Annotated in this window: 22 protein-coding genes and 1 riboswitch; of the genes, 13 read left to right on the top strand and 9 right to left on the bottom strand. The window is 70.9% G+C overall.

Annotation, left to right across the window (positions count from 1 at the left end):
- Positions 1-430: 430 nt before the first annotated feature.
- Positions 431-1,627: a coiled-coil domain-containing protein gene (locus Msi02_RS13720; RefSeq protein WP_204048694.1), complete on the top strand. Its 1,197-nt coding sequence runs from the start codon at positions 431-433 to the stop codon at positions 1,625-1,627.
- Positions 1,628-1,667: 40 nt separating this feature from the next.
- On the opposite strand, the gene Msi02_RS13715 is transcribed toward Msi02_RS13720, so the two are convergent.
- From Msi02_RS13715 to Msi02_RS13700, 4 genes are all read right to left on the bottom strand, one after another.
- Positions 1,668-2,876: an NAD(P)/FAD-dependent oxidoreductase gene (locus Msi02_RS13715; RefSeq protein WP_204048693.1), complete on the bottom strand. Its 1,209-nt coding sequence runs from the start codon at positions 2,874-2,876 to the stop codon at positions 1,668-1,670.
- A gap of 82 nt (positions 2,877-2,958) precedes the next feature.
- Positions 2,959-3,900, bottom strand: a complete 942-nt coding sequence (sigJ, locus tag Msi02_RS13710) for an RNA polymerase sigma factor SigJ (protein ID WP_204048692.1) — start codon at positions 3,898-3,900, stop codon at positions 2,959-2,961.
- A 196-nt stretch (positions 3,901-4,096) separates the two neighbouring features.
- On the bottom strand, positions 4,097-5,329 hold the full coding sequence (locus Msi02_RS13705) for a PAS domain-containing sensor histidine kinase (protein WP_204048691.1): 1,233 nt from the start codon (positions 5,327-5,329) through the stop codon (positions 4,097-4,099).
- A gap of 188 nt (positions 5,330-5,517) precedes the next feature.
- Complete coding sequence (locus Msi02_RS13700) at positions 5,518-6,924, bottom strand: MFS transporter (RefSeq protein WP_204048690.1); 1,407 nt, start codon at positions 6,922-6,924, stop codon at positions 5,518-5,520.
- Between the two features lie 122 nt (positions 6,925-7,046).
- On the opposite strand from Msi02_RS13700, the gene Msi02_RS13695 reads away from it, so the two are divergent.
- The 4 genes from Msi02_RS13695 (at position 7,047) to Msi02_RS13680 (ending at position 11,531) form a co-directional block, all read left to right on the top strand.
- Positions 7,047-7,952 carry a LysR family transcriptional regulator gene (locus tag Msi02_RS13695; RefSeq protein WP_204048689.1) on the top strand — a complete coding sequence of 302 codons (906 nt, stop codon included), beginning with the start codon at positions 7,047-7,049 and terminating at the stop codon, positions 7,950-7,952.
- A gap of 180 nt (positions 7,953-8,132) precedes the next feature.
- On the top strand, positions 8,133-8,582 hold the full coding sequence (locus tag Msi02_RS13690; protein ID WP_079313987.1) for a helix-turn-helix transcriptional regulator: 450 nt from the start codon (positions 8,133-8,135) through the stop codon (positions 8,580-8,582).
- 5 nt (positions 8,583-8,587) lie between these two features.
- Positions 8,588-8,998 (top strand): VOC family protein, encoded by a 411-nt coding sequence (locus Msi02_RS13685; protein ID WP_204048688.1) that lies wholly within the window; start codon positions 8,588-8,590, stop codon positions 8,996-8,998.
- Positions 8,999-9,146: 148 nt separating this feature from the next.
- Positions 9,147-11,531: an ATP-binding cassette domain-containing protein gene (locus Msi02_RS13680; protein ID WP_204048687.1), complete on the top strand. Its 2,385-nt coding sequence runs from the start codon at positions 9,147-9,149 to the stop codon at positions 11,529-11,531.
- 167 nt (positions 11,532-11,698) lie between these two features.
- On the opposite strand, the gene Msi02_RS13675 is transcribed toward Msi02_RS13680, so the two are convergent.
- Positions 11,699-12,163: a winged helix-turn-helix transcriptional regulator gene (locus Msi02_RS13675; protein WP_204048686.1), complete on the bottom strand. Its 465-nt coding sequence runs from the start codon at positions 12,161-12,163 to the stop codon at positions 11,699-11,701.
- Positions 12,164-12,298: 135 nt separating this feature from the next.
- On the opposite strand from Msi02_RS13675, the gene Msi02_RS13670 reads away from it, so the two are divergent.
- From Msi02_RS13670 to Msi02_RS13640, 7 genes are all read left to right on the top strand, one after another.
- Complete coding sequence (locus tag Msi02_RS13670) at positions 12,299-13,171, top strand: aldo/keto reductase family oxidoreductase (protein WP_204048685.1); 873 nt, start codon at positions 12,299-12,301, stop codon at positions 13,169-13,171.
- A 301-nt stretch (positions 13,172-13,472) separates the two neighbouring features.
- Positions 13,473-14,435: an alpha/beta hydrolase gene (locus Msi02_RS13665; protein WP_275414133.1), complete on the top strand. Its 963-nt coding sequence runs from the start codon at positions 13,473-13,475 to the stop codon at positions 14,433-14,435.
- Positions 14,436-14,468: 33 nt separating this feature from the next.
- Positions 14,469-14,924 carry a GbsR/MarR family transcriptional regulator gene (locus tag Msi02_RS13660; RefSeq protein WP_204048683.1) on the top strand — a complete coding sequence of 152 codons (456 nt, stop codon included), beginning with the start codon at positions 14,469-14,471 and terminating at the stop codon, positions 14,922-14,924.
- 9 nt (positions 14,925-14,933) lie between these two features.
- Positions 14,934-15,746: a class I SAM-dependent methyltransferase gene (locus Msi02_RS13655; protein ID WP_204048682.1), complete on the top strand. Its 813-nt coding sequence runs from the start codon at positions 14,934-14,936 to the stop codon at positions 15,744-15,746.
- Between the two features lie 181 nt (positions 15,747-15,927).
- Positions 15,928-16,773: a metalloregulator ArsR/SmtB family transcription factor gene (locus Msi02_RS13650; RefSeq protein ID WP_204048681.1), complete on the top strand. Its 846-nt coding sequence runs from the start codon at positions 15,928-15,930 to the stop codon at positions 16,771-16,773.
- Complete coding sequence (locus Msi02_RS13645; RefSeq protein WP_204048680.1) at positions 16,770-17,369, top strand: dihydrofolate reductase family protein; 600 nt, start codon at positions 16,770-16,772, stop codon at positions 17,367-17,369. Before Msi02_RS13650 ends, Msi02_RS13645 begins: the two co-directional genes overlap by 4 nt.
- A gap of 96 nt (positions 17,370-17,465) precedes the next feature.
- Positions 17,466-18,071, top strand: a complete 606-nt coding sequence (locus tag Msi02_RS13640) for a dihydrofolate reductase family protein (protein WP_204048679.1) — start codon at positions 17,466-17,468, stop codon at positions 18,069-18,071.
- A gap of 111 nt (positions 18,072-18,182) precedes the next feature.
- Here the strand turns inward: Msi02_RS13640 and Msi02_RS13635 are convergent, their stop codons facing one another.
- Positions 18,183-19,226: a zinc-dependent alcohol dehydrogenase family protein gene (locus tag Msi02_RS13635; RefSeq protein ID WP_204048678.1), complete on the bottom strand. Its 1,044-nt coding sequence runs from the start codon at positions 19,224-19,226 to the stop codon at positions 18,183-18,185.
- A gap of 146 nt (positions 19,227-19,372) precedes the next feature.
- Positions 19,373-20,350, bottom strand: coding sequence for an MFS transporter (locus Msi02_RS44785; protein WP_444543490.1), 978 nt, complete (start codon positions 20,348-20,350; stop codon positions 19,373-19,375).
- A gap of 147 nt (positions 20,351-20,497) precedes the next feature.
- On the opposite strand from Msi02_RS44785, the gene Msi02_RS13625 reads away from it, so the two are divergent.
- Entirely contained in the window at positions 20,498-20,863 is a 366-nt protein-coding gene (locus Msi02_RS13625; protein WP_308441805.1) for a helix-turn-helix domain-containing protein, read from the top strand.
- A gap of 234 nt (positions 20,864-21,097) precedes the next feature.
- On the opposite strand, the gene Msi02_RS13620 is transcribed toward Msi02_RS13625, so the two are convergent.
- Together Msi02_RS13620 and Msi02_RS13615 are read right to left on the bottom strand one after the other, a co-directional pair.
- A complete protein-coding gene (locus Msi02_RS13620; protein WP_204048677.1) occupies positions 21,098-21,445 on the bottom strand; it encodes an ArsR/SmtB family transcription factor in 348 nt (115 codons plus the stop codon).
- Between the two features lie 112 nt (positions 21,446-21,557).
- On the bottom strand, positions 21,558-22,244 hold the full coding sequence (locus tag Msi02_RS13615) for a CHAP domain-containing protein (protein ID WP_204048676.1): 687 nt from the start codon (positions 22,242-22,244) through the stop codon (positions 21,558-21,560).
- 14 nt (positions 22,245-22,258) lie between these two features.
- Positions 22,259-22,392: riboswitch (cyclic di-AMP (ydaO/yuaA leader) on the bottom strand.
- Positions 22,393-22,501: the final 109 nt, after the last annotated feature.

The following is a 22,501-nucleotide window of genomic DNA, read 5'->3' as shown; positions in this document are numbered from 1 at the left end:
GACAAAACTGGCGCCTCCACTGCCAAACTCGCCGCTCCCAGTGACACAACCTGGCGTCTCCGCTGGTCGAGGGCATCATCGTGAAGCGTGTCATCGGTCGGGCAGGCCAGGCCCCGGGGGAGCTACCCCTGCGGATTCCCGGCAGCTTCACATCCTGGCAGCGGTTCCCCAGCGCTATGCGTCGCACAGAGGCACCGAAACGATCACTTGCGTCAGCGCACGTCCAGGGCTCCGGAGTCCCGTTCAGGGCCAGTGACAAAACCTGGCGCTCAACAGATGCCTCTGGACGCAGCAGGAGGATCGGTGCCCGGTCGATAGCTTGCGAGAATTACCCATCTCCCAAGTGATCTGAGTGGCATGGCCGCGCAACAGATGAATATTTTCTGTTTTCTATTTCTAGAAATTCAGAAATTCGGTACGCTGGGCCGCCGTGACGAGCTCTGTGACCATCACCGCGTGCAAGCACTGCGGCGCGCCCATCGAGCAGCCGATCCGGCGGGGCAGGCCGCGGGAGTACTGCCCGGACGGCGACTGCCAGGCGGCGGCCAAGAGGGAGCGGGAGCTCCGCCGCGCTACACCGGGCCTGGAGGGCGCGCTGGCGCGCGTGGAAGACCTGTACGAACGCATGGAGAAAGGCCTGGCGGCGGCGATCGAGCCGCTGGCGCAGGTGCTCGCCCAGGAGCTGAGCCCGGCGGGGGTCGAGGCGAAGCTGAGCGCCATCCAGGCCGAGGCGCACACGAGCGTCGCCATCGCCCGCGCCGAGCGCGAGCAGGCTCTGGAGCAGGTACGGCTCGCCCGCGAGGCCGCCGAGGAGGCACGCAGGGAGGCCGAGGAGGCCCGCCGCCGGACGGAGGAGGCCTACGCCGAGCGGGACACCGCCTTCGCCGACGCGGAAACCGCCCGCGAGCAGGCCCTGGCAGCGTTGCGGGAGGCGGCGAGCACTGAACGCCGAGCCAGGCAGGAGACCGACCAGGCCGTCCGCCGGGCCGAGGTCGCCGAGGCCGCCCGCGAGCAGGCCGTACGCGAGCTGGCCGACCGGGTGGACCGGGCCGCGGCCGAGGTCCGCCTGGCCCGGGAGCAGGCCGAGCAGGCCGTCCAGGAACGCGACGAGGCGCAGGCCGACGCGCGTGCCGCGCGGGCGGAGGCGGAGCTGGCCCGCCGGGCGCATCGTGAGGCCGAGCAGTCGAGCGCCGCCGCGCTGGCCCGCGCCCAGGCGGCCGAGGCCGAACGCGACCGCGCGGTCGCGCGTGCGGAGGCCGAGCGCGACCGGGCCGTGGCGCAGGCCCACGACGAGCGCGACCGGGTGCTGGCCAGAGCCGAGGCGGCGGAGGCGGCCCGCGAGCAGGCCGTCGCGGAGGCCGCCCGGCTGCGCGCGGAGGCGGCGCAGGCCGAAGCGCGTGCCGGGGCCGCTGACGCGGAAGCCGCCCGGGCGGAGCAGGACGCCCGGACCGCCACCGCCGAGCGGGAGCGGATCCAGGCGGAGCTGTCCCTGGAACGGGCCCGGCTGGCCGACCTGCGCGCGCAGCTCGACGTGGCCCGGGCCGAGGCGGCCCAGCTGCGCGAACGCGCGGTCGCCGCCGAGCTGCGGCTGCGTCAGGAGTCTCCCGAGCCCCCGCACGGGCCGTGACGACGACGCTCCGTCATCTCCTCCGGCCGCCTGGTGCGTCCTACGCAGGCTCCTTCACGGCAGATCCCGGCGTGACGCGGCGGCGCCGGGTCGGCAGCCCGAGCGTCGGGTTGGCGACGCCCCAGGCGGCGCTCTTGCAGACCAACTCCTTGTAGACGGCGGCCAACCGGCCGGTCAGGACGGCCCGCACGGCGCGGTCGTCGGCGGTGACGTACTGGATCAGGCCCTCGTTGCGGCCGAGCGAGATGCACTGGTTGAAGTAGCGGATCGGCGCATGGGGGAGCTTCCCGCCCGTCAGGCGCGCCGCGATCGCGTCGGCTGCCTGCCACGCGGCCGGGGTGCCCGAGGCGCACGACATGCGCAGCGGCTTGTTCCCCGGGCCCATCGCCATGGCCGCGTCGCCGATGGCGTACACGTCGGGGTGCGAGACCGAGCGCATGGTCCCGTCGACCACGATCTGGCCGGCGCCGTTGACCTCCAGAGCGGTCGCCTTCGCGATCGGGTGGACCGCGAAGCCGGTGGTCCACACGGTGACCGCGGCGGGGATGGCCGTGCCGTCGGCGGTGACGACGCGGTCGGCTTCGACGCCGGTGACGGTGGTGTGCTCGTGCACGGTGATCCCGAGCCTGCCGAAGACCTTCCGCAGGTGCTCGCGGCCCTTGGGCGACAGCCAGTCGCCGAGACCGCCGCCGGAGGCGAGGACGACGTCGAGGTCCGGGCGGGCCTCTGCGATCTCGGTCGCGGCCTCCAGTCCGGTGAGGCCACCGCCGACGACGACCACGGTCTGCCCGGCGCCGAGGCGGGCCAGGCGCTCGCGCAGCCGCAGTGCTCCGGGCCGGCTGGCGATCTCATAGGCGTGCTCTGCGGCCCCGGGGACGGCCTGGTCGTTCCAGCCGCTGCCGAGGGCGTAGACGAGCGTGTCGTAGGGGAGTTCTTCGGCGCCGGACTCGGGTGTGATCACGCCGGCGCCGTTCGCGTCGACGACGGTGACGGTCTTGCGGTCGACGTCGACGCCGGTGACCTTCGCGAGCCTCAGCTCGACACCGGTGCCCGCGAACATCTCGCTGAACGGCCGGGGCTTGAGGTCCTGGCCGGTCGCCAGCTGGTGCATGCGGACGCGTTCGACGAAGTCGGGCTCGGCGTTGACGAGGGTGATGGCCACGTCCTCGCGGTGGAGCCGCTTGGCCAGGCGCCCGGCGGCGATGGCTCCGGTGTATCCGGCTCCGAGGACGATGATGCGGTGCTGCATGCCCCTTGCTCCTGTCTTGCGCGATGTGCCACTTGAACCGGGCAGCACGCGGTTTCCTGACAGGAACGAGATGTGAAGCGCCTCACACGGAGAACAGGGGCTCTCCGTGGTCGGCGGCCGCCCACTGCGCGGTCGCGCGTTCGAGCTTGTCGGGGTTGACCTGGCTGCGGAACGCGGCGATGCCCTCGGCGGTGACCTCCAGGCACATGACGCCGACGACCTGGCCGTCCACGACGGCCACGACGGCGGGGTCGCCGTTGGCGGTCCAGAGGTATACCTCGGCCGTGCCACCGACCAAGGCGCGCTTGGCCTCGGCGGGTATGAACAGGCCCCGCAGGAACTTCGCGACCGCGAGGGCGCCCTCGAACGCCTTGGCACGGGCTGGGACCTTCCCGCCGCCGTCGCCGATCGCGATGGCGTCCTCGGTGAGCAGGCGCACGAGCGGCTCGATCCGGCCGGTGGTGGCGGCCGCCAGGAACTCCTCGACGATGCGCCGGGTGGCGGCCTCGCCGATCTCGGTGCGGGCCTTGCCGTCCGCGATGTGCTTCTTGGCACGGTGGAAGATCTGCTGGCTGGCGGCCTCGGTGATGTCGAGGATCTCGGCGATCTCCCGATGCGGGTAGTCGAAGGCCTCCCGCAGCACGTACACCGCCCGTTCACTGGGGGACAGGCGCTCCATGAGGGTGAGGACCGCGTACGAGACCGATTCGCGCTGCTCGGCGGTGTCGGCCGGGCCGAGCATCGGGTCCCCGGCGAGCAGCGGCTCGGGAAGCCACCGGCCCACATAGGTCTCGCGGCGCGCCCGCGCGGAGGTGAGCTGGTTGAGGCACAGGTTGGTGAGGACCTTCGTCAGCCAGGCCTCGGGAACCTCGATGTGATCGACGCCGGCGGCCTGCCAGCGCAGGAAGGTCTCCTGCACGGCGTCCTCGGCCTCCCCGGCGGAGCCGAGAAGGCGGTAGGCGATGGCTTCCAGGCGCGGCCTGGAGGCCTCGAACCGGTCGACGTACTCCGCGGTCAGGGACATGACCCCGATCCTAGGACGCCAGGCCCGGACCGGCCGCCGCCGCATCCGTGCGGCCGTTCGCCGTACGCGTCGTGAGCGGGCCGGCCCCGGCCCGGTGGCCGATCATGGCCGCTGTATATGTCGCAGGCGAAGGCCGCGCGGGTGGAGCTCGCCGGGGTTCCTCCGGGAGGCCCTCGCCGGGTGAAGGGACGCTTCCTCAGGGGCGTCTTTCAGCGGCGTCTTCTCCGCAGCACCGCTCGCCGGCGAGGGGGAGACGCAGGACGAGGCGGGCTCCGCTGTGGTGTTCGGCGACGTACAGCCGGCCGCCGTGCTCCTGGGCGATCTCCCGCGCGATGGACAGGCCGAGCCCGGACCCGCCGGGATCCCGTACGCGGGCCTCCTCCCGGCGGTAGCGGCGCTCGAAGACGCGTTCGCGGTCCTCCGGCGGGATGCCGGGGCCGTCGTCGAGGACCTCCAGGACGGCGTCGGGAGGGTCGGCGGTGACCACGACCTCGATCTTGGTGTGGGTGTGCCGCTCGGCGTTGGTCATCAGGTTGCCCAGCAGGCGGGCGAGGCGGATCGCCGAGGCGCGTACGTACACCTGCGGGTCGAGGCGGGTGAGGACGGCGGTGCGGGGGGTGCGGCGGTCCAGTTCCTCGCTGACGAACTCGGCGAGGTCGATCAGCTGCTCGTCCTCGTGCGCCTCGCTGTCCAGGCGGGCGAGGTCGAGCAGGTCGGCCACGATGTCGTTGAGCCGTTCCGCGTCGCGCAGCAGCTTGCGCAAGATCCGCTGCAGGTCGATGCCGGGTTCGGACAGCGCGACCTCCAGCTCGGTGAGCAGCCCGGTGATGGGGTTGCGCAGGTCGTGGGAGGCGTCGCTGACCAGCCGCCGCTGCCGTTCGATGGCCTCGCGCAGGGCGGAGGTCGTCTCGCGCTGCTCCCGGTGCGCCCGCCTGAGCTGGTCGTTGAGGGTCTGCAGTTGCAGGGCCAGGGAGTCCTGCTCGCCGCCCGCACCGGAGCGCCGCAGCGCGCGGACGAAGTCGGTGACCTCCTCGCTGCTGAGGACGATCCAGCGGACCTCGCCGTGCGGGCCGAGCACGGGCGTGTTGACCGTGCTCCAGTACCGCTCCTCGAACACGCCGGGCCGACCCGGCGCCTCGATGTCGTACCTCTGCAGGGGCATGAAGTCCCGGCGGCGGGTGGTCACCACCTGCTCCAGGGAGTTCCGCAGCATCCGCGCACCCTGCTGCTCGGCGTCCTGCGGCGCCACCGGGTTGGGCGGGAAGACGTCGAACAGGTTGCGGCCCAACACGTCCTGCGGGCTGCGCCCCGCCAGTTCGAGACAGGCGTCGTTGACGGCGAGCACGACGAAGTCGGCGGTCAGCAGCATGGACGGGGCCTGGCTGGCCCTGAACACCGCCTCATAGTCGATCTCTGACCTCGTGACCACGGTGCAGCCCTTTCCACACCCCGTCTTTAGCTCCCGCAGTCGGCATGACTCCCGGCCGCCCGTCCCGCGGCCCTGCTGTCTCCCATTCCCGAGAGGCTGCTTGTCAACGGGCTACGGCCCCGAAACGGCGACGGAAAAGGCGATGAACGCGCCCGCGGCGATCGCGAGGACCGCCTACGAGCGGTGCCTCACCCGGCCGGGCGCCGGGCCGCCCGCTGGGCTGCCCGCGCGACGGCGACGGCCGCCGCGGCGCAGACCACAGCAGGCACGACCAGCGCGTACGCCGCGCCGTGGTGTCCCTGGTCGGCGACGCCGACGGTCACGAACGCACCCGTCACGGCGACGCCGATCGTGGCGCCGCACTGCCGGGCCGCGTTGAGCAGCCCACCGGCCACGCCGGCGGAGCCTTCGGGAGCCGCGGTCACGATCCAGGTGGCCAGGGCGGGCAGCGCGAACGACACACCGAAACCGGTGGCCACCAGCCCGGCCAGCAGGATCGGGTAGGAGGCGCCCGCCCAGACGGCCGCGCCGAACGCGACGCCGCCGGCCGTGAGCAGGCCGAGCCCCGCCAGCACCGGCGGCCTCGGCCCGGACCTGGCGACGATCCTGCCGGTCAGCAGCGGATTGACGGCGAAGGGCAGCGTCATGGGCAGGAGCGCCGCCCCGATCTTCCCCGGCGTCAGGCCCAGCGCCTGCTGGAAGAGCAGCGGCAGCACGAACAGCACCCCGCTCATCGCGAAGTTGACCGCCGCCCCCGCCAGCAGGGCGCCGGGGACGCCGGGTGTCCGCAGCACGGCGGGCGCCAGCACCGGGGCGTGGCCGCGCCGCTCCCGTACGGCGAAGGCGCACACCGCCACGGCTGTGGCGGCCGCCGACCAGGCGGCATGGACGAAGGAGTGGGCGCCGAGCGCGATCAGTGTGTCGGTCAGCAGCGCCACCGCCGCACAGGCCAGGATCTGGGCGGCCCAGTCGATACGCCGGTCGCCGCGCGGGCAGCGTACGGCCGCTCCTGCCGTGAGCGCGAGGGTGACGGCGGCGAGCGGGACGTTGACCAGGAAGATCACCCGCCAGCCCGCGAGGTCGGTCAGCGCTCCGCCCGCCACCGGACCGGCCACGAGCGCGGCGCCGCTGGTCGCCGCCCAGACGGCCACCGCCTTGGCCCGCTCGGCGGGCACCGGGTACAGCCGGGCGATCATCGCCATCGACGCGGGGACGCAGCCCGCCGCCGCCAGACCGAGCAGCGCCCGCAAGCCGACGAGCGCCCACAGCGACGGCGCGAACGCGCTCAGCAGGCTGCCCAGGCCGAAGGCGGCGACGGCGATCCGGAACACGCGGTGCGCGCCGTACCGGTCGGTCACCGACCCGGCCGTCAGCAGCGCGGCGCCGAACACGAGGGTGTAGCCGGTCACGGTCCACTGCAGCCCGGCGACGCCCGCGCCGCCGAAGGACCGGGCGAGGTCGGGCTCGGCGACCGACAGCACGGTGGTGTCGAGCAGCACCATGAAGTAGCCGAGCGCGATCCCGGCCAGCGCGCGGCCCCGGGCGGGTGCGGGCCGTACGGGTGGCGCGGCCGGGGCAGAGACGGGGGACGTCATCAAGGGATCTCCAGAAGGTAGACAACCTGGGCCCACTGTGGAGCCCGCCGCCGTACGGCTCCACCGGCCCGGCCGCAGGGAGCGTTCGGAATAACCGAACGCTCCGGGCCCGTTCGGGGGGCATGGAACTGCGGCAGTTGCGCACCTTCGAGGCGGTTGTGGCACATCGGACGGTCACCGACGCCGCCGTCGCCCTGGGTCTCGCGCCGTCGTCGGTGTCGGAGCAGATCAGAACGCTGGAACGGGACCTCGGAGTCGCGCTGTTCGAGCGGGGTCCCCGGGGAATGCGCCTGACCGCGGCCGGTGAGCGCCTGCGCGGCTGGGCGCGCCGCCTGCTGGACCAGGCCGACCAGGCCCGGCGCGACGTCGTGGAGGCCCGCCCGGTGCTGCGACTCGGCGCCCTGGAGACGATCGCGGCCGTGTACGTGCCCGCGGTCCTGGCCCGGCTGGCCGAGCGCCGTCCCGACCTCGTGGTGGAGGTGCGGTCAGACGGGGCCCGCGACCGTCTCCTCGACGCGGTCGCCGCCGCGGACCTCGACACGGCGCTGCTGCTCGACACCGGGCAGGACCTGGGCGGGCTCGGTTTCGGCGCGCCGGACGCGCCGCTGGCCTTCCTCGACCTCGATCCCGTGCCGCTCGCGCTGGTCGCCGCGCCGGACCATCCGCTGGCCGCCGCGTCACGGCTGCGGGAGGAGGACCTGTACGGCCAGCGGTTGCTGGTCAACGTTCCGGCCTGCTCGTTCTGGCTGGCGGGGGAGCGGCTGCTGGGCGACCGGGTGGAGCGGGTGCGGGCGGGCGGCGTGCCGGTCATGCGGGCGTGGGCCGAGCGCGGCCTCGGGATCACGCTGCTGCCGTGGTTCGCGGTCGCCGACCAGGTCGCCGCCGGCGCGCTCGCCCGGCTCGCGCTGGACGTCCCCGGCCTGAGCCTGCGCCTGGTGTGGCGGGCCGACCGTGAGGCCCTCCCGGGCATGCGCGAGATCCTCTACGCGAGCGCCGCCGCAGAAGCGGTCCACGAGCGTGCCGGCTGACCGGCGGCACCGGGCGGCGGCCGGGCCGCCGAGCACCTGCGCGATCTCTTCTCGCATGCCGTGATCTCAGGAGGACTCCGGTCGCGTGGCGTCGCGGCGGCCCGGACGCGCCGCAGGTCAGGCAACGGGTGCGGGTCGCCGGCACGCTGAATTGTCGGTGGCGCGACGTACGATTCTCGCGTGAGCAGCAGACCCGCCTCGGCCCAGCACCTGCGCGACCTCGCGCTGCTGCGCCGGGTCCGTGACCGGATCGACCGGGAGTACGCGCAGCCGCTGGACGTCGAGGCGCTCGCCCGTGGCGTGAACATGTCCGCGGGGCACCTCAGCCGCCAGTTCCGGCTCGCCTACGGTGAGTCGCCCTACAGCTATCTCATGACGCGGCGGATCGAGCGCGCGATGGCGCTGCTGCGTCGCGGCGACCTGAGCGTGACCGAGGTCTGTTTCGCGGTCGGCTGCTCGTCGCTGGGCACCTTCAGCACGCGCTTCACCGAGTTGGTCGGTGTGCCGCCCAGCACCTACCGGCGCCAGGCGGCGGGCGCTACGGCCGGGATGCCGCCGTGCGTGGCGAAACAGGTGACCAGGCCGGTCAGGAATCGAGAAGTGCCGGTCACCGAGCCGCAGCTAGCGTGAGTGCCATGGACGTCACCATTCACTCGGCCTTCCTCCCGCACGACGACGCGGACGTGGCCCTGGCCTTCTACCGCGACGTCCTCGGTTTCGAGGTCCGGGGCGACGCCGGTTACGGCGGGATGCGCTGGATCACGGTCGGCCCCGTCAACCAGCCCGGCACGTCCATCGTCCTTTACCCGCCTGGCGGCAACCCCGGGATCACCGAAGACGAGCGTCGCACCATCGCCGAGATGATGGCCAAGGGTACCTACGCCATGATCACCCTGGCCACCGAGGACCTCGACGGCTTCTTCGACCGGCTTCAGACCAGCGGCGCCGAGATCGTGCAGGAGCCGATCGAGCAGCCGTACGGGGTGCGCGACTTCGCCGTCCGCGATCCCGCCGGCAACCTGATCCGCATCAACGAGCTGCGCTGAGCCGGCCACGCCCCGACCGCTGGTCCGCGTCCGCCCGCACCGGCGAGAGGACCAGACGTACTGGTCAGAGCTGGTTAGATCGAGCCTGGCGACGCCGACGGGACCGCGAAGGCGGCCCCCACCTGATCAAATGGAGAACACGATAAGCATGGCCACGAGGACGGACGCGCAGTCCCCTGCGCCGCACGTTGCCGACACCCACGACCTGATTCGCGTGTACGGCGCGCGCGAGAACAACCTCAAGGACGTCAGCATCGAGATCCCGAAGCGCCGGCTCACGGTGTTCACGGGTGTCTCGGGCTCGGGCAAGAGCTCGCTGGTGTTCAGCACGATCGCCGCCGAATCGCAGCGGCTGATCAACGAGACCTACTCCGCGTTCGTGCAGGGCTTCATGCCGACGCTGTCCCGTCCCGAGGTCGACGTGCTCGACGGGCTGACGACCGCGATCGTCGTCGACCAGGAGCGGATGGGCCCCAACCCCCGCTCCACGGTCGGCACCGTCACCGACGCCAACGCCATGCTGCGCATCCTGTTCAGCCGGCTCGGCCGGCCGCACATCGGCTCGCCCCAGGCGTTCTCCTTCAACGTCGCCTCGGTCAGCGGAGCGGGCGCGGTCAAATTCGAGCGCGGCGGCAAGACCGTGAAGGAGCGGCGCGAGTTCAGCGTCACCGGCGGCATGTGCCCGCGCTGTGAGGGCATGGGCCGGACCTCCGACATCGACCTGTCCCAGCTGTACGACGACTCCAAGTCGCTCAACGAGGGCGCGCTCACGATCCCCGGCTACAGCGTCGACGGCTGGTACGGCCGCATCTTCAGCGGATCCGGTTTCTTCGACCCGGACAAGCCGATCCGCGAGTTCACCAAGAAGGAGCTCCACGACCTGCTCCACAAGGAGCCGACCAAGATCAAGGTCGACAACATCAACCTCACCTACGAGGGTCTGATCCCGCGGATCCAGAAGTCGATGCTGTCCAAAGACAAGGAGGCGTTGCAGCCGCACGTCCGGGCGTTCGTGGAGCGGGCGGTGAAGTTCATGACCTGCCCCGACTGCGGCGGCACCCGGCTCAGCGAGGCAGCCCGGTCGTCCAAGATCAAGGGGATCAGCATCGCCGACGCCTGCGCGATGCAGATCAGCGACCTGGCCGACTGGGTCCGCGGCCTCGACGAGCCGTCGGTCGCGCCGCTGCTCACGACGTTGCAGCAGCTCCTCGACTCGTTCGTGGAGATCGGGCTGGGCTATCTGTCGCTCGACCGGGCGTCGGGCACGCTGTCGGGCGGCGAGGCGCAGCGCGTCAAGATGATCCGCCACCTCGGCTCCTCGCTCACCGACGTCACCTACGTCTTCGACGAGCCCACGACGGGCCTGCACCCTCATGACATCCAGCGGATGAACGATCTGCTGCTCCGCCTGCGGGACAAGGGCAACACGGTGCTGGTCGTGGAGCACAAGCCGGAGATGATCGCGATCGCCGACCACGTCGTCGACCTCGGCCCCGGCGCCGGCACGGCGGGCGGCATGGTCTGCTTCGAGGGCAGCGTCGAGGGGCTGCGGACCAGCGGCACCATCACCGGCCGCCATTTCGACGACCGGGCCGCTCTCAAGGAGACGGTGCGCAAGCCCACCGGCACGCTGGAGATCCGCGGCGCGACGGCGAACAACCTGCGCGACGTCGACGTCGACATCCCGCTCGGGGTGCTCGTCGTCGTCACCGGCGTCGCCGGCTCGGGCAAGAGCTCGCTCATCCACGGGTCGATCCCCGCAGGCGCGGGCGTGGTGTCGGTCGACCAGGGCGGCATCCGCGGCTCGCGGCGCAGCAACCCGGCGACCTACACCGGACTGCTCGACCCGATCCGCAAGGCGTTCGCGAAGGCCAACGGCGTGAAGCCGGCGCTGTTCAGCGCCAACTCCGAGGGTGCCTGCCCCACCTGCAACGGCGCCGGCGTCATCTACACCGACCTGGCGATGATGGCCGGCGTCTCCACCACCTGCGAGGAGTGCGAGGGGAAGCGGTTCCAGGCGGCGGTGCTGGAGCACCGGCTCGGCGGGCGCGACATCAGCGAGGTGCTGGCGATGCCGGTGACCGAGGCCCAGGAGTTCTTCGGCTCCGGCGAGGCGCGCACGCCCGCCGCGCGCGCCATCCTCGACCGGCTCGCCGACGTCGGGCTGGGCTACCTCACCCTCGGCCAGCCGCTCACCACGCTCTCCGGCGGCGAGCGGCAGCGGCTCAAGCTGGCCACTCACATGGCCGACAAGGGCGGCGTCTACGTCCTCGACGAGCCGACCGCCGGCCTCCACCTCGCCGACGTCGAGCAACTGCTCGGCCTGCTGGACCGGCTGGTCGACTCCGGCAAGTCGGTCATCGTGATCGAGCACCACCAGGCGGTCATGGCGCACGCCGACTGGATCATCGACCTGGGTCCCGGCGCCGGTCACGACGGCGGCCGGATCGTCTTCGAGGGCACCCCGGCCGACCTCGTCGCCGCCCGCTCCACCCTCACCGGCGAGCACCTCGCGGCCTACGTCGGAGCCTGACCCACGCCGTCCCGGAACATCGTGCAACGGCCGGCCGCTTGAAGGAGAGCCGCCCCGGGTCCGGGGCGCAGGCCGGCCGTGGCGGGCGTGCGGGCGGGTCCGGGGCGGCCGCCGACCCTACGAACCCAGCACCGTCATCGTCGTCGAGCCGCCGCTGGTCATCGAGGTCAAGGCAGCTCCTTGGTGCAGGCGGTGCGGGTGTCGTACGTCGCACGGTTGGCGAGCACATCGTCCATGTGCGTCTCGGCCCAGGTCTTGATGCCGCGCATCAATTGGTGCAGTGAGAGACCGAGGTCGGTCAGCTCGTAGGTGACCGTGACGGGCACGGTCGGCGTCGCGGTGCGGGTGATCAGACCGTCACGCTCCAGGGAGCGCAGCGTCTGAGTGAGCATCTTCTGGCTGACGCCAGCCAGCCGGCGGGACAGCTCCGAGTAGCGCATCGACCGGGGCTCGCCGGCACAGTCTGCGCCCGGCTGAGGCGAGCCGCCGCCGCTGCCCAGCGCGGCCAGGATCAACGTGACCCATTTGTCGGAGATCCGGTCGAGCAGCTTGCGGCTAGGACACGCCGCCACGAAAGCGTCATATTCCGCCTTGGCCTGTGCCCTCTTCTGGGCCGCCGTCATCGTCGCCATCGACCGCTCCTCCAACCCGTGGGTGGCTTACGCACTCCGAAGTGCCTACTTCCCGTCAGGAAGTTACGTGTCAATACTGCAGCAAGGGCCCGTGAGGCACCACCCCACCCCCAGCTCGACACGAAAGACAGAGGCATGAGCACGCTCTCCACATCGCTTCCCGGCGGCACCTGGACCCTCGGCGACCTGACCGTCACCCGGTTCGGCTACGGCGCCATGCAGCTCGCCGGTCCCGGGGTCATGGGCCCGCCCGCCGACCGCGACGGCGCACTCGCAGTCCTCCGCGAGGTCATCGACCTCGGAATCACCCACATCGACACCGCCGCCGCCTACGGGCCGCGCGTGACCAACCAGCTGATTCACGAAGCGCTGCGCCCATATCCAGAATCGCTGCACATCGTGACCAAGGTCGGCGCGATTCGCGACGAGCACGGCGGCTGGCCTCCGGCCCGACAGCCCGAGGACCTGCGCCGCGCCGTACACGAGAACCTTGAAACCCTCGGCCTCGAGGTGCTCGACCTGGTCAACCTCCGGCTCGGCAACGCCCAGGGACCCCAACCCGGTTCGCTCGCCGAACCGTTCGAGACGCTCGTCGAACTCCAGCAGCAGGGCCTGATCCGCCACCTCGGAGTCAGCAACGCGACGGCGGAACAGGTCGCCCAGGCACGGGCGATCGCGCCGATCGTGTGCGTGCAGAACATGTACAACCTCGCCTATCGCCAAGACGACGAGCTGATCGACGAGCTCGCCGAAGAGGGCATCGCCTACGTGCCTTTCTTCCCGCTCGGCGGCTTCAGCCCGCTGCAGTCCTCGGCGCTGTCGGCCGTAGCCGCCCGGTTGGATGCGACGCCGATGTCTGTCGCCCTGGCCTGGTTGCTGCAGCGGTCGCCGAACATCCTGCTGATTCCCGGCACCTCCTCGGTGGCGCACCTGCGCGAGAACGTCGCCGGCGCCGGACTCTCGCTCTCCGACGAGGAGCTCGCCGAGCTGGACAAGATCGGCCACTGACGGGGTATCCGCGGGTCCACTGCTCGCGGCAGACGTGCCGGACACGCCGCGGCGTCCCGACGAGTCCCGCGCACCGGTACCCGCGAGGGGGCCTGGCCCGCCGCCACCACCGCGTGGTGAAGGCGCCGTGGTGTCGGTGCTTGCGCCGTCGGGCAGCGGGGTCGTGCTCAGCGGTGATGCGGGCGGAGGTCTCCTCGCCCAGGCGTACGTGGCGGCCGAGGCTGGCCAGGTGCTGGAGGCGGGACTTGGCACTTCCCTGTACAGCCTTCAAGGTTGACATTGCTAGATATTTCAGTCATGTTTGAAATATCTAGCGAGGGAGTGCGAGCAAGCCATGGAACACGTGACCTTCAACAGCCTCGGCACCCGCTGCGCGGGCGATCTCTACCTGCCCGAGACGAGCGACCCGGTCCCCGGGCTGGTGCTCGGGCACAGCGGGGTGATGGTCAAAGAGGCGCTGGCGTTCTTCGCTCCGTACTTCGTCAAGGCCGGCTTCGCGGTGCTGGCCATCGACTACCGCACGGTCGGCTCCAGCGAAGGCGAGCCGCGCGGCCTGGACTACCCGGAGCGGCAGGTGGAGGACTTCCGCAGCGCCGTGTCCTACCTGCAGACCCGTCCCGAAGTGCAGCCGGAGCGGATCGGCGTGTGGGGGGTGAGCATCGGCGGATCGGTTGCGGCCCAGGCCGCCGTGCTCGATCGGCGCATCAAGTGCGTCGTCGTGCAGAGCCCCAGCGTGTGGAACGGATGGCGGTACATGGAACGCCTCCTCGGCCGCGCCGGTGTCCATGCGCTGCTCGACCAACTGCAGCAGGACTGGCAGCGGCGCTACGAAGGCGGGCAGAGCGCTCGCGTGCCGCACCTGACGCTGGAGGGCGACAGCGTGAAGGACACCCCGGACATGTCGACCCGCCTGTTTCCCACCTACCGCAACGAGAAGACCCTCGACTCAGCCGAGCACCTGCTCACCTTCGCACCGGAGAACCTCATCCACCGGCTTGCACCGACGCCGCTGCTGATGATCGCCAACGGCGGCTGGGATCCGTACCACATGCTCGAGGAGGCGCAAAGCGCCTTCGCCAAGGCGGGCGAGCCCAAGCGGCTCGCGGTGCTGCCCTACGACGTGCTCGGCCTCTACACCGGCCCGGGCCTGAAGGAGGCGATGGCGCTCGCGATCGACTGGTTCGACCTTCACCTGCGCAGGACCCGGCTCGCGGACATCACCCCGACACCCACCTACGAGTCGGTGGCCGCCATGACACAGTGAACCGGCACACGATCAACGACGGAGGATGCGACGATGAGCACTGAGGAACAGCAGGACCGGCTGCTCCGCTGGGTGGAACGGGTGGCCGCCTTCTGCGTCGAGGAGTGGGGGCTGCCGCCCATCACCGGACGCATCCTCGGCTGGCTCATGATCTGCGATCCGGCCGAGCAGTCCGCCGGCCAGATCGCGGAGGTCATCCAGGCCAGCCGGGCCTCGCTCACCTCGAACATGCGCTTCCTCACGGCCATCGGCCTGGTCAAGAAGGTGAGAAGGCCCGGGGATCGCACCTCCTACTACCGCATCGAAGACGACGCCTGGCAGAAGGTCATCCAGCGCAAGCTCGAAAGCCTGAGCGCGTTCGGCGAGATCGCCGACGAAGGGCTCGACATCGTGGGCGGCGAGGGGCACCGCACCGAGCGCATCAAGGCCGCCCACGACTCCCTGACGTGGCTGCAGAACCTCGCGGCCCGCCATCCGCTACGCCGTTAAGGAAACCCCATGCACCGCTGGCAACCCGAACTCGGGCTGATCCAGGAAACGCTGCTGCTCACTCTCCACGCCAGAGCCCTGGACGCCGGGCTGCCCAGCCCGATCCTCGGCGATACGCTCTCCGCCGACCTGGCCGCCAACATCGATTACGACTTCGGCAAGCTGAAGGTCAAGCCCAACCTCGTCCTCACCACGGCACTGCGCGCCAAGAAGCTCGACGGCGTCGTCCGCGCCTACATCGCCGCTCATCCCGGATGCGTGGTGCTCGACCTGGGCTGCGGCCTGGACACCAGGATGTTCCGCTGTGATCCCCCGCCCGGCGTCGACTGGTACGACATCGACTTCCCGGAAGTGGTGCACCTGCGGGCCGAATGTCTGCCCGGACGTTCCCACCTGGTCGGAGCCGACCTCACCGGCTCCGACTGGCTTGCAGCCATCCCCGGCGACCGGCCTGCGGTGATCGTCGCCGAGGGACTGCTCCCCTTCATGCCCGGCGACTCCTTCCAGACGATGACCCGCGCGCTGGCCGGCCATTTCCCTTCGGGCGAGCTCGCGCTCAACGGCTACACCCGCTTCGCGGCCTGGGCCATGAAGTACCACCCGACCATCAAGGCACTCGGCATCAAAGCCGCCCAGGGCTTCGACGACCCACACGAACCGGAGTCCTGGGACGCCGGCCTCGAACTGATCGAGGAGCAGATCCTCACCCGCGCACCGGAAATAGCCCGGTTCCCGCAACCCCTACGCGCGCTGACCCGTCTCACCGCCCGCAGCACGGCCTTGTCTCGGCAAGGGGCACGCATTCTCCGCTACCGGTTCTGAGCCCGTGCGGGCGGCGGTTGCGACAAGCGGCGTTCCTTCAGCTTGTGGACGTCGGAGCGCAGCCGACTGGGACAGATCCGGCTGACGCATCGGCTCGACCGGCGGCAGAGCACGGCTACGACGACACCTCGCCGAAGATATTCCTTGACACGAATATTCTCTATGGCGAATACTTTTCCTCGTGGACGTACTCCTCACCGCGCTGGCCGACCCGGCCCGATGGCGGCTCGTGAGTCTGTTGGCCGAGCGGCCCCGGCCGGTCGGCGTCCTGGCGCAGCTCGCCGAGGCACGTCAGCCGCAGACGACCAAGCACCTGCAGACCCTTGAACGCGCCGGCATCGTCACCTCCCGGCGCACCGGTCAGCGCCGCATCTACGCGCTCCGTTCCGAGCCGCTGAGGGAGCTCGCGGCTGCGCTCAGCCGGCTCGCCGACACCGCGGACCGGGTCGGCGGCCCACGCGAGACCTACGATCGCTACGGGCTCAGCCTCCACGAAGAGCGACTCGCCGCAGAAGGGCCGGGATGGGCCGACGGCCGCTCGTTCGGGTTCCACCGGTCGCTGGCGGGGCAGCCCGAGCTGGTCTGGCGCCACCTGACCGACGCCTCCCTGCTCGCCCGCTGGTGGACGCCCGACGACCTGCGCGTCTCCGAGCTCGTGTTCGAGGCACGACCGGGCGGACGAATCGCGCATGAGTACCGCGACGCCGAGGACACCGACGGTTCCGACCACATCGCCGGGCGCGCGGAGGGAGTCGTCGACGAGGTGCGCCCCTATGAGCACCTCGCCTACCGGCTCTCCCCACTGCTTCCCGAGGGCGGCCGGGCCTTCACCGCCCACCTCGACCTCGACCTCAGGCCCACCGGCACCGGTACGGACCTCGAGGTCCGCTTCCGCATCACCGACAGCACCGTCGAATCCGCGGACTTCATCGCAGGCATCGAGATCGGCTTCGGCCAGAGCCTCGACAAGCTCGCGGCGACCCTTGCCCCGAATGCACACGACACCGACACAAGGAGCACGCAATGACCAACTCGACCGGCCGCAGAGTGACCGCGAACCTGAGTCTCACCCTCGACGGGCGTTACCACGGTCCCGGCGGGCCCGGCGATTTCGCTGCGTTCGCTCCCTACGTGATCACTGAGGTCGCGCGAGACCAGATGAACCGCATCTGGGAGGGCGCGACGACGGCGGTGCTCGGCCGGATCAACGCCGAGGGATTCCTGGGGTACTGGCCGTCGGTCGCGGAAGACGAGAACGCCGACCCGCGTGACCGCGGATACGCCAAGTGGCTGGTCGACACCGAGAAGGTGGTCTTCTCGACCACCTTGACCGAAGCGCCATGGGAACGCACCCGCATCGTGAACGCTCCCGTCGCCGATGTCGTCACCGACCTCAAGGCCACCGGCGGAGGCGACATCCTCGTCAACAGCAGCGTCAGCGTCATCAAGCCGCTCCTGTCGGCGGACCTGCTCGACCGGCTGTATCTCATGATCTTCCCTCAGATCGCCGGAGGCGGGGGACGCCTGTTCGACGACGGCCTGCCGGCGACGAAGTGGACGCTCACCCACCAGGAGACCGGAGAGCTGGGCGAGATCGCCATGGTCTACGACCGAGTCCGCTGAGCAGACCGATCAGGGCGGGCCGATCAGGGCGGGCCGATCAGCGCCCGGTCGGCGCCACCCCGAACCGAGTGGACGTGTCCAGGCAGGAGAACGCGCATGAGCAAGGTGATCATCGGTGCGGCCGTGTCCGCGGACGGTTTCATCGCCGACCGGAACGACGGCGTGGGACCGTTGTTCGACTGGTACTTCAACGGCCCCCAGGAGGTGCCTGTCGCACCGCACCAGTACCGGCCGAAGGGCGGCTACCGGCCGGCCGCCGCCAGCGCCGATTTCCTCCGCGCCACCTGGGCGAGCGTCGGTGCGACCATCATGGGACGCCGTCTGTTCGACCTCACCGACGGCTGGGGCGGCAAACCCGCCGTGGGCGACCATGTCTTCGTGGTCACCCACCGTTCCCCCGGCGACTGGCCGAGCCGCCACCCCGGCGCCCCGTTCCACTTCGTCGGGGACCTGAAAGAAGCTGTGGCGGGCGCCAAGCAGGCGGCCGGCGACCGCGACGTCTCCCTGCCCGCGGGCGATCTCGCCGGGCAGGCGATCTCTGCCGGACTGGTGGACCAGATCGACATGTACGTCGTTCCGGTCCTGCTCGGTGACGGGATCCGGTTCTTCGGAGAGCACACGGTTCCCGTGACCATGCTGGACAACCCGCGTATCGTGCAAAGCGACCGGGTCACCCACATCAGTTACGACCTTCGCGCATGAGGATCGCCCCCACCACGAGCGCCCCTGACCAGGGCCTGGGTGGTGGCGAGGTCGACCCCGGCGCCTAGCGGTTCGCCGCATGAAGGTGCGGCGAGCAAACCGCAGTGGAACTCAGGGTGTGATGAGGACCTTGAGGCTCTTGCGGTCGGCCATGTCCCGGTAGCCGGCCGGGACGCCGTCCAGGTCGGTGGTGGCGTCGAAGACCTTTCCCGGTTCGATGGTGCCGTTCAGGATGTCGGGCATCAGCTCTTCGATGTAGGCGCGGACCGGCGCGGGTCCTCCGGCGAGTCGGATGTTGTGGCGGAACAGGCCGCCCATGCCGATCGGCGCATCTTCGTACTGCGGGACGCCGACGCGGCTGATGACGCCGCCAGGGCGTACGACGCCGAGGGCCTGCCGGTAGGCGGGCAAGGTGCCGACGGCCTCCAGGACCACGTGCGTGCCGTGCCCGCCGGTGAGCTCGCGGACCGCCTCGATGCCTTCCTCGCCCCGGGCGGAGACGACGTCGGTGGCGCCGAACTCGCGGCCGAGGTCGGTGCGCGCCTGGTGGCGTCCCATCAGGATGATCTGTTCGGCGCCAAGGCGCTTGGCCGACAGCACCGCCAGCAGGCCCACAGCGCCGTCACCGATCACGGTGACGCGGGTGCGCGGGGTGACGCCGCCGGCCACGGCGGCGTGGTAGCCGGTGCCGAACACGTCCGAGAGTGTCAGCAGGGACGGCATGAGGGCCGAGTCCGCTTCCACGGGGAGCTTGACCAGGGTGCCGTCGGCGAGCGGGACACGGACCGCTTCGGCCTGTCCGCCCTCGTCGGACAGGCCGTCGAAGAAGGTGGCCTGCGGGTGAGCGCAGGAGGTGTGCAGGCCCTCGCGGCAGAAGTCGCAGGTGTTGTCGGAGATGGCGAACGGCGCGACGACCAGGTCGCCCCGCTTGAGGGTCGTCACCTCGGAGCCGGTGTCCTCGACGATTCCGATCAGCTCGTGCCCCATCCGGGCAGGGCCGTCGTCTGGCTTCATCGAGCCGTAGGGCCACAGGTCGCTGCCGCAGATACAGGACGCGGTGACGCGGACCAGCGCGTCGGTGGGCAGCTTGACGACCGGGTCCGGCACCTCCTCGACCCGGACGTCGCCGGCGCCGTACATCAAGGTTGCACGCATCGAAATGCTCCATTCTCAGATGGTTGTGTTTCTCAGGTGGTGGCGGCAGGGCGCTGCCCCGGGCCGTGGCCGCGAACGGGTTCCAGCGTTGTGGCTCCTTGCCGCCTTCCCCCAGCTGACCTGGCCATACACCCGGTGGCGGGGACCTAGTGGACGGGTGCGGCGACGCGGCGGCGCTGAGTCAGGGCGATCGTGATCGTGGGGATCAGGGTCAGTGCGGCGATGGCGGTGCCGACCACAGCGGGTCCGGTGGTCTCCAGGGACGAGTCGAGGGCGCGCCCGGCGATCCAGGTGCCGACGGCGGTGCCGAAATTGAACGCCGAGACGCTCAGGGCGGACGCCAGGGTGGGCGCCTGACCGGCGAAGCGAACCGACATGGAGATCAGCACGGGATTGGCGCCGAGCCCGAAGAACCCCAGCAGCACGACCAGAACGACCATGGCCCAGGCCTGCCCGGACAGCAGGCAGATCGTCGGCAGCAGGACCGTGGTGCCCGGTGATCGCCGCCATCGTGCGGGACGGTGCGGGCGATCAGAGCGGCAGCCGCCACCGCGAGGATCGCCAGCGCCCAGAACGGGCCTCGCCAGCCCACCAGTTGCCCGGCGAACGCGCCGAGAGGCACCCCGACGACGTTGGCGAGCATGCCTCCGGCGCTCACCAGGCCCAAAACTCGGGAGCTTGCCCCAGGGCCCGCGGTGCGGCTGGCGGTCACGTTGGCCACCGCCCAGAACGCCCCCGGTCGCCAGCGCCGTCACAAACCGTGCTGCCAGGAGCAGCGCGAAGCTGGAGCCGACCGCGACGACGAGATGCCCGGCCGCGAACACGCCCAAGGCGAGCATCAGCGTCAACCGCCTGGGCAGCCGCAGCGTCAGCATCGCCATCGACGGCGCGCCGATGATCATGCCGGCCGCGAACACCGTGATCAGCAGTCCCGCCTCGGGTACGCTCACCCGCAGGTCGCCGGCGATCTCCGGCAGCAGGCCCGCGACCACGAACTCGGTCGTGAGCATCAAGAAGGCGCCCACCGCCAGCACATGGACCACCAGCGGGAGCCGCGCCGGCGAGTGCCCGCGCGCGCCGAACGCGTCGGCGGCCCGCTCGACGACCTCTCCTCGCGTGCTCATATCCATCTCCGTATCGGGGTCGCGTTCACCGTGCTGATCCAGGAAACCCGCTTGGCCGCACGCGAGGCAGAGCGCGTTTATAGGGGGGACAAGCTCACCCCCGTTACCCCGGCCACCTGCGGAAACCCTGCGGCTACCGTGGAGGGCATGGATCAGCGACCCGACAACCGCGACCAGATCCGGGATTTCCTCGCCACCCGGCGCGCGAAGCTCACACCGGAGCAGGTCGGGCAGCCCGCCAGCGGCCGGCGCCGGGTCCCAGGGCTGCGTCGCGAAGAGGTCGCGGTGCTGGCCGGAGTGAGCACCGAGTGGTACACCCGGCTGGAGAAGGGGCACATCGGCGGCGTGTCCGAAGACGTGCTCGACGCGGTCGCCCAGGCACTGCGACTGGACCAGGACGAACGCACCTACCTGTTCGACCTGGCCACGCCGCACGGCCCGCCCGCCGTGCACCCTCCCGGCGCAAGGACGTCCAGGTCCCGCCGCGTGTCCAGTGGTTGCTGGACTCCATGACGATGTCCTCGGCGTTCGTGCGCAACGGCCGCCAGGACATCGTCGCCGGCAACCCGCTGGCCCGAGCCCTGCACGCACCGGTCTTCGACAGCCCCACCACCACCGAGCACGGCCGCGCCAACAGGCAACCCATCCCACCAACCAGCCGCGCTGAGCTTTCTTGCCGACAGCCTGCCGGCGAGCCGGTCGCGATCATTCGCCTGACAGGAGCCGTCGCCGCCGGCACCCGCCGTTTCACGGTCGGGCGTCGTCCCGCAGACGGCGCTCCCGCCTGCCGCGGGCGAGTTCGGTGCCCAGGGCGTCCAGGCGCTGGTTCCAGAAGCTGCGGAAGTGGTCGAGCCAGGTGTCGACCTCGCGCAGCGGCGTGGGATCGACGGCGTACAGGCGCCGGGTGCCCTCGGCGCGGACCGTCGTGAAGCCGCTTTCCCGGAGCACGCGCAGGTGCTGCGACACCGCGGGCTGGGAGATCCCGAACTCCTCCTGCACGATCGCGCCGATCTCTCCGGCGGAGCGCTCGCCCTCGGCGAGCAGTTCCAGGATCCGGCGGCGCACCGGATCGCCGAGGACGTCGAACGCGTGCATGCCGCCAGGCTCGCAGCCCACGCTCTTGTAGGTCAATTTGCGGCAGTCGGGCGGCTTTCGGCGGGGACGGCGAAGCGCGCCGGGATCACCGGCGCGCTTCAGAGGCCGTCTCTCAGGAGGAGGCGGTGGTGGACGCGGAGGTGTCCGCGGGGTACATCGGGTAGCCGTACCCGGCCACCTGCCAGGTGGGACGGGTGCGGGCCTCGACGGCGCCGCCGTCGCCGGTGTTGCCCTCGATGGTCCGGATCGTGCCGTCGCCGTTGTCCTTGACGACGAAACCGACGTGCTGGACGTCGTCGATGTCCTTGCTGCCGTTCCAGTTGAAGAACACCACCGCGCCCGGCTTGGGCGTGTGGCCCCAGCGGCCGTGGTCGGCGAACCACTGGGCGTGCTGCACCGTGTAGGCGTCGGAGCCCATGACCGGCGCGATGCCGAGCTGCTGGCCCACCCAGGAAACGAACATGTCACACCAGGGGGCATTCAGGTAGCCGTCGATCGTGCCGCCGTCGCGGGCGAGGGTCTCGCGGGCACGCGGCGTGGACATGTACCAGTGCTGGAACTTGGTTCCGCCGCCGTTGGCGTTCTCGCTGATCCCGATCTGGCTCCTGGCCAGGTTCAGCACGTCGGCCGCGCTGACCTTGGGCAGCGTGGAAGCGATCTCGGCCATGGACTTCGCGGCCGTCGGGCCCTTGCCGGTGGCCGGGTTGTCCGCGTGCGCGGCCGGCGACGCGAGCAGCACGGCCGAGGCGAGGGCCCCGCCCGCGAGGGCAGCGCGAACACAGGTGTTGAGGACGTGCATGGTGGGGCGTACTCCCTTACTTCCATGCCGCCTACCGGGTTAGCTGACGGGTTCGGGCTGGAAGTCGCCCTACGGCAGGTATGCCGATTCACCCCAGGAGAGGTGGGTCCCCGGCTCCGCGCGGACGCGGACTCGGCGGCCGGGCGGCAGGCCGGGATCGGCTTGCCGCGTCGGTCTGAGGAGGGCTTCTTGACCATTGAGATGAGCAAGTGCGCCCTGAGCTGCCTAAAACGTAATAGACCAGGTCAAACCGGTCA

The organism is Microbispora siamensis (genome assembly GCF_016863095.1).
GTDB lineage: Bacteria > Actinomycetota > Actinomycetes > Streptosporangiales > Streptosporangiaceae > Microbispora > Microbispora siamensis.
The sequence above is the reverse complement of the archived record's forward strand: the minus strand, read 5'-3'. Positions and strand labels throughout refer to the sequence as shown.